The sequence below is a fragment of the Allobosea sp. TAB14 genome (genome assembly GCF_052113865.1).
In the GTDB taxonomy this organism is placed as follows: Bacteria; Pseudomonadota; Alphaproteobacteria; order Rhizobiales; family Beijerinckiaceae; genus Allobosea; species Allobosea spartocytisi.
In genome coordinates, this window is sequence record NZ_JBFRDQ010000179.1 from 1 (window position 1) to 11,901 (window position 11,901).

At 68.2% G+C, this 11,901-nt stretch carries 10 protein-coding genes and 1 pseudogene; 4 read left to right on the forward strand and 7 right to left on the reverse strand.

Annotation, left to right across the window (positions count from 1 at the left end; genetic code table 11):
- The 4 genes from AB4Y99_RS21920 to AB4Y99_RS21935 form a co-directional block, all read left to right on the forward strand.
- The coding region (locus AB4Y99_RS21920; RefSeq protein ID WP_441524806.1) for an ABC transporter ATP-binding protein at window positions 1–782 on the forward strand (782 nt) is incomplete at its 5' end.
- The gene (locus tag AB4Y99_RS21925) at window positions 779–1,573 is read left to right on the forward strand and encodes an ABC transporter ATP-binding protein (RefSeq protein WP_441524807.1); all 795 of its coding nucleotides are present in this window, start codon (window positions 779–781) and stop codon (window positions 1,571–1,573) included. The genes AB4Y99_RS21920 and AB4Y99_RS21925, both read left to right, overlap by 4 nt.
- A gap of 26 nt (window positions 1,574–1,599) precedes the next feature.
- A complete protein-coding gene (locus AB4Y99_RS21930; protein ID WP_441524808.1) occupies window positions 1,600–2,625 on the forward strand; it encodes a serine hydrolase domain-containing protein in 1,026 nt (341 codons plus the stop codon).
- Window positions 2,626–2,662: 37 nt separating this feature from the next.
- Entirely contained in the window at window positions 2,663–4,015 is a 1,353-nt protein-coding gene (locus AB4Y99_RS21935) for an MmgE/PrpD family protein (protein ID WP_441524809.1), read from the forward strand.
- Here AB4Y99_RS21935 and AB4Y99_RS21940 read toward each other — a convergent pair.
- The 7 genes and pseudogenes from AB4Y99_RS21940 to AB4Y99_RS21970 all read right to left on the reverse strand — a co-directional run.
- A complete protein-coding gene (locus AB4Y99_RS21940) occupies window positions 3,934–4,962 on the reverse strand; it encodes a LysR family transcriptional regulator (protein ID WP_441524810.1) in 1,029 nt (342 codons plus the stop codon). The genes AB4Y99_RS21935 and AB4Y99_RS21940 overlap by 82 nt on opposite strands.
- Before the next feature lie 291 nt (window positions 4,963–5,253).
- Window positions 5,254–6,132 (reverse strand): SMP-30/gluconolactonase/LRE family protein, encoded by an 879-nt coding sequence (locus AB4Y99_RS21945; protein WP_441524811.1) that lies wholly within the window; start codon window positions 6,130–6,132, stop codon window positions 5,254–5,256.
- Between the two features lie 22 nt (window positions 6,133–6,154).
- A complete protein-coding gene (kce, locus tag AB4Y99_RS21950) occupies window positions 6,155–7,084 on the reverse strand; it encodes a 3,5-dioxohexanoate:acetyl-CoA acetone transferase (protein ID WP_441524812.1) in 930 nt (309 codons plus the stop codon).
- 9 nt (window positions 7,085–7,093) lie between these two features.
- Entirely contained in the window at window positions 7,094–8,044 is a 951-nt protein-coding gene (locus AB4Y99_RS21955; protein ID WP_441524813.1) for a 3-hydroxyacyl-CoA dehydrogenase, read from the reverse strand.
- Window positions 8,041–8,466: pseudogene (locus AB4Y99_RS21960) on the reverse strand (SDR family oxidoreductase); the annotation flags it as partial. The pseudogene AB4Y99_RS21960 and the gene AB4Y99_RS21955, both read right to left, overlap by 4 nt.
- Window positions 8,467–8,540: 74 nt before the next feature.
- On the reverse strand, window positions 8,541–10,601 hold the full coding sequence (locus AB4Y99_RS21965) for an ABC transporter permease (RefSeq protein ID WP_441524814.1): 2,061 nt from the start codon (window positions 10,599–10,601) through the stop codon (window positions 8,541–8,543).
- Window positions 10,598–11,901 (reverse strand): sugar ABC transporter ATP-binding protein (locus AB4Y99_RS21970; RefSeq protein ID WP_441524815.1); only part of this gene is annotated, 1,304 nt, incomplete at its 5' end. The genes AB4Y99_RS21970 and AB4Y99_RS21965, both read right to left, overlap by 4 nt.

Here is an 11,901-nt window from a genome sequence, read left to right on the forward strand (position 1 = left end):
CCTTCAGCATCGGCCGCGAGAAGGTCGGCATCGTCGGCGAATCCGGCTCGGGCAAGTCGCTGACCGGGCGCACGATCCTGAAGCTGACGCCGAAGGCGGCGACGATCTCCGCCAGGAAGCTGTCCTTCGACGGGATCGACCTGCTCGCCGCCAGCGAGCGGCAGATGCGGACCATCCGCGGCAACCGCATCTCGATGATCCTGCAGGACCCGAAATTCTCACTCAATCCGCTGATGCGGGTCGGCGAGCAGATCACCGAGGCCTACCGGCTGCACCACAAGGTCGGCGGCAAGGAGGCGGAAGCCAAAGCGCTCGCCATGCTGGAGGCGGTGAAGATCCGCGAYCCCGCCCGCGTCTTCAGGCTCTTCCCGCACGAGGTCTCGGGCGGCATGGGCCAGCGCATCATGATCGCGATGATGCTGATCCCCGAGCCCGACCTGATCATCGCGGACGAACCGACCTCGGCGCTCGACGTCACGATCCGGCGGCAGGTTCTGAGCATCCTCGACGAGCTGGTGACCCGGCGCGGCGCCGGGCTGATCTTCATCAGCCACGACCTCAATCTGGTGGCGGATTTCTGCGACCGCGTGCTGGTGATGTATGCCGGCCGGATCATGGAGGACATCCCGGCGCGGGAACTGCGCAATGCCCGCCATCCCTACACGCGCGCGCTGCTCGACAGCCTGCCGCGCCTCGACCGGCAGGCCGACATGCTGCAGGTGCCGAGCCGCGACCCGGCCTGGCTGGACGGGCCGACCTTGCAGAGCGGGAGCCGGGCATGAGCGCTGTCGACACGACTCCGGCGGTGAACCGCCCGGCTGCGCTGACGGTCAGCCATCTCTCGGTCGTCTTCGGTCGTGGCAGCTCAATGCTGAAGGCCGTGGACGATGTCTCCTTCACGCTCGGCCATGGCGAAGCCTTCGGGCTGATCGGCGAATCCGGCTGCGGCAAGTCGACCGTGCTGCGCGCGCTCGCCGGGCTCAACAGCGAGTATGGCGGCACGATCAGGTTCCAGGATCGGGAGGTGCCGCACAAGCGCGACAAGGSCTTCTTCCGKCGSGTGCAGATGGTSTTCCAGGAYCCCTATTCCTCGCTKCATCCGCGCAAGATGGTGCAGAACGTGCTGGCCGAGCCGCTGAAGATCCACGGCTTCGACCGGCCCCAGGAGCGCATCGACGAGATCCTGACCGCCGTCGGCCTCGGGCCGTCCTTCCGCTATCGCTTCCCGCAYGAGCTYTCGGGCGGSCAGCGCCAGCGCGTCGCGATCGCGCGTGCGCTCATCATCGAGCCGGAGCTGCTGCTGCTGGACGAGCCGACCTCGGCGCTGGACGTCTCCGTGCAGGCCGAAATCCTCAACCTGCTGAAGCAGCTCCGCCGCGACCGCGACCTGACCTATCTCATGGTCAGCCACGATCTCGCGGTCGTGACGCATCTCTGCGAGCGCGTCGCGATGATGAGCGAGGGCCGCATTCTAGAGGAGATGAGCGCTGCCGACGTCAGGGCCGGCCGGGCGCATGAGCCCTATACGCGCGAATTCCTCGAGGCGAGCGTCGGTTATCGCCCGATCGCGTGAGCGGCCGGGTTTCGACGGATCAGGATATGGATGAGGCAGGCATGATGGGCGAAGCTTTGGGCGCGGAACATTGGCCGGCGAACGGTTGGGAGAGCGTGGCGCCGGAGGCGGCGGGCTGGTCGCGCGAGGGGCTCGACCGGGCCTGGCGCTTCGCCGATACCATCTCGACGGCGACTTTGATGATCGTGCAGGGCGGGCGCGTGGTGGCGAGCCGCGGCGATCTCGCCCATCGCTACCAGTGCCATTCCGTCCGCAAGAGCTTCCTCAGCGCCCTGATCGGCATCCATGAGGAGGAGGGCCGGATCGACCTGTCGCGCACGCTCGCCGATCTCGGCATCGACGACAAGGAAGGCCTCAGCGCCCTGGAGAAGGCCGCGACGATCTACGACCTGCTGACGGCACGCTCCGGCATCTTCCATCCAGCCGGCTATGAATCGCCCTGGATGAAGTCGATCAAGCCGCCGCGCCATTCGCAGCCGCCGGGCAGCTTCTGGCTGTACAACAACTGGGATTTCAACGCGCTCGGCACGATCTTCACGGCGCTGACCGGCGCCGGCATCCATGACGATTTCCTGGCGCGGATCGGCCGCCCGCTCGGCATGSAGGATTTCCGCYTCGACGRSGARCGKCGCGACGGCTGGMTSGAGCCSGACGAYTGCTCGGTTCAYCCCGCCTATCCGTTCCGGATGTCGACGCGCGACCTCGCCCGCTTCGGCCTGATGTTCCTGCGGCAGGGCCGCTGGCAGAGCGAACAGGTCGTGCCGGCCAACTGGGTCGCGACCAGCGTGCTGCCGCTCTCCGATGCCGGGCCGCGCGGCGGCTACGGCTATATGTGGTGGACCGAGCGCTCCGGCACGGGCTTCCCCGGAGTCGTGTTGCCGGCCGGCAGCTACAGCGCCCAGGGCGTCGGCGGGCAGACCTGTCTCGTCATTCCCTCGCTCGATCTCGTGATCACCCACCGCGTCGACACCGATATCAAGGGCACGGAGGTGAGCCGTTTCGCCTTCGGCCGCCTGCTGCGCCTGATCCTGGAAGCGCGTCGGCAGGGTTGAGCAGCGTTTGCCATCGCAAGACCGACCGGGAGTAATCATGCCGAGCGCCATCGAACGTATCGCGGAGTGGAGCCGCCCCGCGCCAGCCTTCTCGCCACTGGCCCGACTACGAGCGCATCACGCCATCGCCGATACCGTGGGCTGCATGCTGGCCGGGGTTGGCGATCAGGCGACACAGGCCGTGCGTCAGGCCTTCGCTTCCGGGATCGGCCCGCGGGGCGCTGCGGCGGTTGCGGGCGGGGGCAGGGCGACGGAGGCGATCGCCGCGCTGGTCAACGGCACGGCGGCGCATGCGCTCGATTATGACGATAATTTCAGGCCGGGCATCACCCATGCCTCGGCGGTGCTGGTGCCGGCGCTGCTCGCGGTGGCGCAGGGGCGCGGGGCGAGCGGGCGGGCCTTCGTCGACGCCTATCTCGTCGGGCTGGAGGCGCAGGCCGCCGTCGGGCGCGGCATCAACCCGGCGCATTACACCATCGGTTGGCACGCGACCTCGACGGTCGGTGCGATCGGGACGGCGGCGGGCACGGCCTGGCTGATGGGRCTCGAYGSGGCGGGCATCGCCCGCGCSATGAGCGTWGCSGCMAGCATGGCRGCCGGSCCSAAGGGSCAGTTCGGSACSCCGGCCAAGCCGCTGCATGCCGGGCTCGCGGCGCGCAATGCCGTCGATGCGGCTGCACTCGCGGCAGCGGGGATGACCGGGCGCCTCGACATCCTGGAATGCCCGATGGGCTTTGCCGAATTGTTCGGCGACGACAGCGCCGTCGGCTGGGAGCGGATGGTGCTGGCAGCGCCGCATGTCATCGAAAGCGACGGACTGACCCCGAAGCGCCATCCCTGCTGCGGCTCGACGCACCTTGCGGTCGATGCGATCCTCGACCTCAAGGCAAAACACGGCTTCTCCGCCGCGGATGTCGAGGCGGTGGACACGCTGGTCGGCATCGCCAATGCGCGCAATCTCGCCTATCCCGATCCGCAGGACGAGATGCAGGGCCGCTTCTCGATGCATTACTGCGTCGCGCTCGCGCTCTTGCAGGACCGGCTTTCGTTGGCCGATTTCACGCCGGAAGCGGTCGCGCGCCCGGAGGTCCGGCGGCTGTTGTCGCTGACGGTGATGCGATCCTACGACAAGAGCGAGGAGGCGGCGGGGCGCCAGCCGCATCGCGTCACCATCAGCCTCAAGGACGGGCGCGTGCTCAAGGCCGATCGGCTGGAGGCGAAGGGTTCGATCGCCGATCCGTTCGACGATGCCGACCGGGAAGCGAAGTTCCGAGATTGTTGCTCCGGGATGCCGGGCGCCGCCGCACTTTACGCCCGGCTCGCCGATATCGACGCCATGGCCGATCTCGACAGCTTGCTGTCGGAGCCCGCGGAAGCCGGGCGGGCATAGCCGCGTCGACTGACGGCAGGACGGGGCGGATCGTCCGGGTGTGCCGGCTGGCCGTCACCCGCGATGGCGGCCCAGAACTGCTCGACGGGAAGGCGACTCCGCTGCTTTGCCCGGTAGAGCCTGATTTCGGCCGAGATATACCATGAGGGGTCGGCTGCCGGCACGAGCTGGCCGCTGCGCAATTCCTCGACGACAAGGCTTTCGGGCACCCAGGCGACGCCGTGTCCGGCCAGGACCATGGCCTTGAGGCCAACCGACATCGGATTCTCGTAGACGGTGACCAGCGGCGTTGGCCGCTCGGCGAAGAGCAAGGCGAGCCGGCGCGCGAAGAAGGAGGCGTTGCCATAGCTCAGCAGGCGCACCGGCGCATCGCCGGAGCGGAAGGCGTGGAGCGGCTCGCCAGCGCTGTCGGGGATCGAGACGGGGATTGCTCGTTCGGCGCCGAGGTGGCGGTAGACGAAGTGTTCGGCGTCCAGTTCGGGCGGCACGGCCGGATGCGCATAGGTTAGCAGGAAATCGCATTCGCCACGATCGAGCAGGGCGACATTGCCGTCGAAGGATGAGCGTTGATCGCAGAACCGCGTCTTCAGCGGACCGAGCTTGTCTTCGATGCGGCGCATCAGGCTGGGGAAATAGGTCAGGGACAGGGTGTTGAGCGTGGCGAAGGTCAGCGTCTCCGACTCGTCTTCGTGCTGCCGGCGCACCTCCCGACGCGCGTCCTGCACCTGCCTGAGGATGTCCTGGGCACGCGGGAGGAACGTCCGGCCGGCTTCGGTGAGGCGGATCGGATAACTGCTTCGGTCGAACAGCGGCAGGCCGAGCCATTCCTCCAGCTGTTTGACCCGGCGGCTCAGGGCGGATTGCGTGATGTTCCGCTCACGGGCGGAGCGCGAGAAGCTGAGCGTCGTCGACAGGCTCAGGATGTCTTCCAGCCACTTCAACTCCATTGCCACTTCCTCCGCCGCTGCGGGCAGGATGGCATGGCTGCTCCAGCCACACCAGAAGTGGACAAGGCAAGGGAAGGGGAGCGTTGACGACGAACTCGTCCTGCCGTCGGACCTTGAGTCATCTGCTYGCGGCCATGCTCCCTCTACGGGCGCGAGCGCCGTGACAGGGTGTGTCGCACGCGCGTTGGCAATCCTTCGCCGCGCGGCTTTTCGGTCTCGGACGGAGCTGCCGTTTGAGCCGCTGCGCGAACCCCGGTTGACTGCCCGGTCCAGTTCGAACGCCGGGATTCTTCACGCCCCGAAGCGCATCTCCGGCAGGCCGCGAATACCGAGATCGTGGATCGCAAACAGACTGCCGCGCAGCACCCCGTCGTCCGGGAAGCGCGGCAGCGGGGGCTTCGCCATCGAGGTCACGAAGAGAATGTCGAGGTTGGGGCCGCCGAACATCACGCTCGTCACCTTCTTGACCGGCAGGTCGATGATGCGATCGACGCTGCCGTCAGGCGCGTAGCGCACCAGCCGCCCGTCATAGACCAGCGCGTTCCAGAGATAGCCTTCGGCATCGACGGTCGAGCCGTCCGCCGCGCCACCCTTCGAGGTATCCACCTTGGCGAAGACCCGCCGGTTGGTGGCGGCGCCGCTGTCGAGGTCGTAGTCATAGGCCCAGATCTCGCCGGACCAGGTATCCTGGAAATAGAAGGTCTTGCCGTCCGGGCTCCAGCACGGACCGTTCGAGCAGACGATGCCGGTGTCGAGCTTCGTCACCTTGAAGTCGGTCGAGAGGCTGTAGAGCGCGCCGTTGGCGCCTTCCTCCTGCGTGTCCATCGAACCGGCGACGAAGCGGCCGCGCTTGTCGACCTTGCCGTCGTTCAGGCGGTTGGCGGGCTGGTCAGGCTCCGGATCCTGGATGAGCGTGATCTCGCCGGATTTGAAATCCAGCGCATGGAAGCCGCGCTGCAGCGAGACGATCGCGCCCTCGCCATCCTTGCGCAGCGCCATCGAGCCGATCTTCTGCGGCACGTCCCATGCGCGCACTTCGCGTCCGTCGACGGTCGCGCGAAACACCCGGCCGTCGAAGGAATCGATCCAGTAGAGCCGCTCCTGCTCCACGTCCCAGAGCGGGCCTTCGCCGAGCGTCGTCTTGACGTCGACCAGCACTTCGATGCGCATGCTATCCTCCCYGTCGGTGTCGTCAGAATGCGACCTTGTCGCCGCCCTTGAGCTCCAGCATCGCGCGCGCCTCGTCGGGCGTGGCGATCTCCAGCCCCAGCCCTTCCAGGATCAACCGCACGCGGCGAACCTGATCGGCATTCGTCTCGGCGAGGCGCCCCGGCCCGAGCCAGAGGCTGTCCTCCAGCCCGACGCGGACGTGGCCGCCCTGGGCCGCGGCGATGGCGGCGACATTCATCTGGTTGCGGCCCGCCCCGAGCACGGACCAGCGATACTGGTCACCGAACAGCCGGTCGGCCGTGCGCTTCATATGCGCGATGTCGTCGGGGTGGTTGCCGATGCCGCCCTGCAGGCCGAACACCGTCTGGATGAAGAGCGGCCCCTGCACCAGCCCGCGGTCGAGAAAGTATTTGAGATTGTAGAGATGGGCGGTGTCGTAGCACTCGAACTCGAAGCGCGTGCCGCTGCCGGCGCAGGTGGTCAGGATGTGCTCGATCTGCCCGAAGGTGTTGCGGAAAATGATCTCCTTGTTGGCGAGATAGGTCCGCTCCCATTCATGCTTCAGGTCCTTGAAGCGGTCGAGCATGCCGAAGAGGCCGAAATTCATCGAACCGAGATTGAGCGAAGCGAGCTCCGGCTTGAAGGTCGCGGCCGGTTTGACACGCTCCTCGATCGTCATGGTCGGGGCACCGCCGGTGGTGATGTTGACGACGCAATCGCTGCGCTGGCGGATGATTGGCAGGAAGCGGGCGAAGGCCTCCGGCGTCTGGTCCGGCGCGCCGGTCTGCGGATCGCGAGCGTGCAGATGGACGATCGCGGCGCCGGCCTCTGCCGCGCCGATCGCCGCGTCCGCGATCTCCTCCGGTGTCACCGGCAGGTAGGGTGACATCGAGGGTGTGTGGATCGCGCCGGTGACGGCGCAGGAGATGATGACCTTGCGGGCTTTCGCCATGATAGGCTCCTATTCTCCGATGTCGCGCGCGGCGGCGCGCTTATGGGCGGCGAGCGCCATCAGGCGCCGGTCCCGCCAGATCTGGCGCTGGGCGAGGTCGTCGCGGGAGAGGCGCGCAGCGCGCTGGCCTTCGACGGTGTCCATCAGCGGCCCGCTCCAGTCGGCGCGGCGGCCGGCGAGCTCGGCGGCGATGCCGCTATAGATGTGCTGGTAGCGCTGGGCGTAGTCACGCACGCCGCCGGGCGCATTGAGGTCGATCGTCTCGAACGGGCCGATGAAGGACCAGCGCAGCGCGAGGCCCTCGCGGATGCCGATATCGACATCCTCGACATCGGCGATGCCGTCGGCGACAAGCCGGAACGCCTCGTCGAGCAGCGCGCCCTGCATCCGGTTCATGATGAAGCCGTCGATCTCGCGCTTCATCACCAGCGGCTGCTGTCCGCAGCCGCGCATGAAGGCGGCGGCCTTCTCGACCGATTCCGGCGCCGTCCAGGGCGAGGGGCAGACCTCGACCGCCGGCACGAGATAGGGCGGGTTGATCGGGTGGCAGACGAGGCAGCGGGCGCGGCCTGCGACATGGTCCATGAAGCGCGAAGGCAGGATCGCCGAGGTCGAGCTGGCGATGATGGCCTGCGGCGGCGCCAGCCGGTCGAGATCGGCGAAGATCGCGCGCTTGCTCTCGACGATTTCGGCCGTGCTCTCCTGCACATGAATCGCATGGGCGAGCGCCTCGTCCAGCGCCTCGACCGGCTTCAGCCGCGCCAGCACCGCGGCCGGCTCCTGTCCGTCGAGCAGGTCGTTGGCCGCCAGCTCCGGCAGCACGGAGGCAGCGAACGCGACCGCCGCATGCGGCGCCTGAGGGTCTCGGTCCCAGAGGGTCACCTCATGTCCGGCACGGGCGAAACTGATGGCCCATGAGCGACCGATCAGGCCAGATCCGACGATGCTCGTTCGCATCACAGCGACTCCAGATTGCCGTCGACGGGGAAGGACTGGCCGGAGAGGTTTTCGCCGGCCGGCGTCAGCAGGAAGAGCGTCATCGCGGCGACGTCCTCGGCTTCGGTCATGCGCCGCAGCGAGATGCGCTGGAGATATTGCTCGCGCATCTCCTCGAAGGGCACGCCGACCTGGTCGGCGCGGGCCTGGATGACGCCGTCCATGCGCGGGCCCTTGATGATGCCGGGCAGGATGGCGTTGACGCGGATATTGGCCGGGCCCAGCTCCTTCGCGAGCGACTGCGTCAGGCCGATGATGCCCCATTTCGCGGCGGAGTAGGGGGTGCGGAAGGCGTAGCCGAAGCGCCCGGCGGAGGACGACATGTTGACGATGGCGCCACCGCCCGCCGCCTTCAGCATCGGCACGGCAAGCCGCGTGCAGAGAAACCCGGAGGCGCCGGCCGTGACGACGACGCGAAGGCCGGGCTTCAGGGCGAGTGCTGGCATCGTCTTGCGTCTCCTCAATGCGCGCGTTCGCGCAGCGCCACGACGGCGCCGAGCACCACGACGCCGTAGAGGATGGCGCGCGTGGCATAGGGCAGGGTGGTTCCGGCGAGCAGGGTCTGAAGCGCGGTCAGCAGCAGCACGCCGCCGAGCATGCCGAGATAGGAACCGCGCCCGCCGGTGATGAGCGCGCCGCCGACCACGACGACCGCGATCGAGGGCAGCAGGTAGTCGTCGCCCATGCCCAGGCTAGCCTGACCGGAGAAACCCGCGAGCATGATGCCGACCAGCGCGGCGCAGGCGCCCGAGAGCATGTAGACCTTGACCAGCGTCGCCTTGACCGGAACGCCGGAAAGCTCCGCCGGGCGCTCGCCATTGCCGATGGCGTAGATCCGCCGGCCGAAGACGGTGCGTCCGAGCAGGATCGAGGCGCCGGCAGCGAAAAGCACCACGAGCGGCACGACCGGCGTCACGCCGAAGATTTTCGCGGTCATGAACCAGCGCAAGGCGGGCGAGGCGAAGCCGTTTGGCGTCCCGCCGGAATAGACCAGCGCCGCTCCTTGCAGGATGCCGTTCATTGCCAGCGTCATCACGATCGGCGAGAGGCCGAGCGCGACGATGCCGAGCCCGTTGACGAGGCCGATCAGCGCGCCGAGCGCGAGCACGGCGGGCACGGCATAGACCAGCGCGGCATCCGAGCCCGAGAGCAGGCCGGCGCAGAGGATGCCGGAAAGGCCGATGGTCCAGGGCAGCGACAGGTCGAGTCCGCCGGTCAGGATCACCGCGCCCTGTCCGAGCGCGAGGACTGCGAGAAAGCAGCCGAGCACGATCAGCGAGTCGTAATAGGGCCAGGAGACAATCGTGTTGCCGAGCACGAACTGTGTCACCACGAGGACGGCGACAAAGCACAGATAGGCCGGCACCGCGTTGCGTAGCGCTTCGGCATGGCGGCGCCACCAGGCCGGGCGCTCGATCGCCGGATCTTGCATCGGCAGGGCGATGCGGGCGGGAGGCAGATCGAGCTGGCGCGGCAGGCGCCCGACCCGGCGGGCGGCGGCGCGAGCAAGACCCTGGCGCAGCGTGCGAGCCAGCACGGAATCGCGCGCCAGGGAGGAGGCGAGGACCGCCAGCACGAGGATCAGGCCCTCGACGACCGAGGAGTAGAAGGCGGGCACGTCGAGCACGAGCAGGATGTTGACAACGAGCATCAGCACATAGGCGCCGAAGATCGTGCCGACGATGCCGCCGCGCCCGCCGCCCAGCACGGTGCCGCCAAGCACCACGGCCGCGAACATCTGAAGCAGCATCGGGTTGCCGACGAGCGGATCGCCCGATCCCGTCTGGGCGGTGATGAAGACGCCCGCCAGACCATAGAGCCCACCCGCCAGCACATAGGCGAAGAACTCGTGCAGCCGGACGCTGAGTCCTGCGGCGCGGGCGGCCTCCCGGTCGGAGCCGAGCGCCGGCAACGCCTTGCCGAAGAGCGTGTTCTTCAAGGCAAGCCACAGGCCGATGAGAGCCGCCAGCAGCAGCACTGGCATCGGCAGCAGGCCGGGGATGGCGTCTCCCGTCAAGGCCTGCGCGAAGCTGCCCGGAATCTGCCCGCCGGGCTTGTCCATCACGAGGAGGGTGACGCCTTGCAGGATGAACATTGTGGCGAGCGTCACCACGATGGGCTGGAGCCTCAAGCCCGCGATGAACAGGCCGTTGAAGGCACCCGTCGCCGCGCCGACGCCGATGCCGGCGAGCGTCCACAGCAGCATCGAGCCGGGGCTGTCCTGCATCTGCCCGGCGAGCGTGACGTTGACGAGCGAGATGACGGCAGCGGCCGACAGGTCGAAACCGCCGGTCAGCACCACGATGGTCTGGCCGCTCGCGGCGATCGCGAGCGTCGCGCCGCCGGCGGCCAGCGTGCCGAGCTCGTAATAGCCGAGCGTGCCGCCGCTGAGCCAGCGCACGAGGCCGAGACAGAGCAGGAAGACACCGATCGCGATCAGTGGTCCGCGCAGGCGGTCGGGCCAGCCGCGGACGAGGGAGGCGCTTGCGGCCTGCGGCGCCGTGGAGGCGATCACGCTCACGAGAGGGTCTCCAGCGTCGAAGCCTGTTGCGCGGCAAGCGCGCCGGCTTCGCTACCGAGCATGGCGCGCAGGATCGCATCCTCCGTGATCGCGTCGCCTTCCAGCCGCGCCGCTGCCTTGCCCCGGTAGAGCACGATCACGCGGTCGCAGAGATGGTCGAGTTCGGCCGTCTCGGTCGAGTGGAACAGGATCGAGCCGCCGGCAGCCGCGAATTCTCGCATCAGCGCATAGATCTCGTTCTTGGTGCCGACATCGATGCCGCGCGTCGGGTCGAACAGCAGCAGGATGCGGCTTTCGGCGAAGAGCCATTTCGCCACGGCGATCTTCTGCTGATTGCCGCCGGAGAAGGCCTTCACCGGCGTCCAGAGCGCGCGCATCTGCACGTTGAGGCGGGCCATGACGCGGGCAACCGCCGTTTCCTCGCGCTTTCGGTCGACGAAGCCGAAGCGGCTGTAGCGCTCGATTGCCGGCAAGGAGATGTTGCGCCGGCCGTCGAGCTTGAGGAAGAGCGCCTCCGTCTTGCGGTCCTCCGGCACGAGGCCGATCCCGATCCGCGCATCGAGAGCATCGCGCGGCGAGGTCAGGCTGACCTGACGGCCGTCGATGCGGATTTCGCCGCGGCTCTCGGCCGTGCCGAAGAGCGCCGAGAACAGTTCGAGCTGGCCCATGCCCTGGAGGCCGGCGACGCCGAGGATCTCGCCGCGTCGCAGCCCGAAGGACAATCCGTCGAGGCGGTTGCCGACCGAAAGCTCGGTGGCCGCCAGCACGGGTTCCTCGGAGAGCCTGCTGCGCGGCGGGCGCGGTGGAAAGGAATGGCCGCCGCTGCCGCCGGCGATGAGGCCGATCAGCTCCTCGTCCCCGACATCGGATAGCGGGCGCGTCGCGATATGCTTGCCTCCCCGCAGGACGGTGACGCGGTCGCAGAAGGCGCGGACCTCACGCATGCGGTGCGAGATGAAGACGGTGGTGACGCCTTGAGCCTTGCCCCTGGCGATGATCGTGCCGAGCCAGTCGATATCGCTGCCCGACAATGTCGAGGTCGGCTCGTCGAGCAGCAGGATGCGGGGCCTGCGGAACAGCGCGCGCGCGATCTCGATCTTCTGCCGCTCGTTGAGATCGAGGTCGCGGATCTCTGAGCGTGGGTCGATGGCGCCGAGGCCGAGAGCATCAAGATGTTCCTCGACCGTGCGGCGCGCCTCCGCCCGCCGGATCAGGCCGAGCGGCCCGCGCGGCGGGGTCGGCAGCAGCATGTTGTCGAGCACGCTAAGATCGCGGACGAGGCTGAGTTCCTGGAAGGCGG

Coding starts and splice junctions, on each gene's coding strand:
- AB4Y99_RS21940 (WP_441524810.1), bottom strand. CDS start 4,962: ATGGAGTTGAAGTGGCTGGAAGACATCCTGAGCCTGTCGACGACGCTC.
- AB4Y99_RS21945 (WP_441524811.1), bottom strand. CDS start 6,132: ATGCGCATCGAAGTGCTGGTCGACGTCAAGACGACGCTCGGCGAAGGC.
- kce (WP_441524812.1), bottom strand. CDS start 7,084: ATGGCGAAAGCCCGCAAGGTCATCATCTCCTGCGCCGTCACCGGCGCG.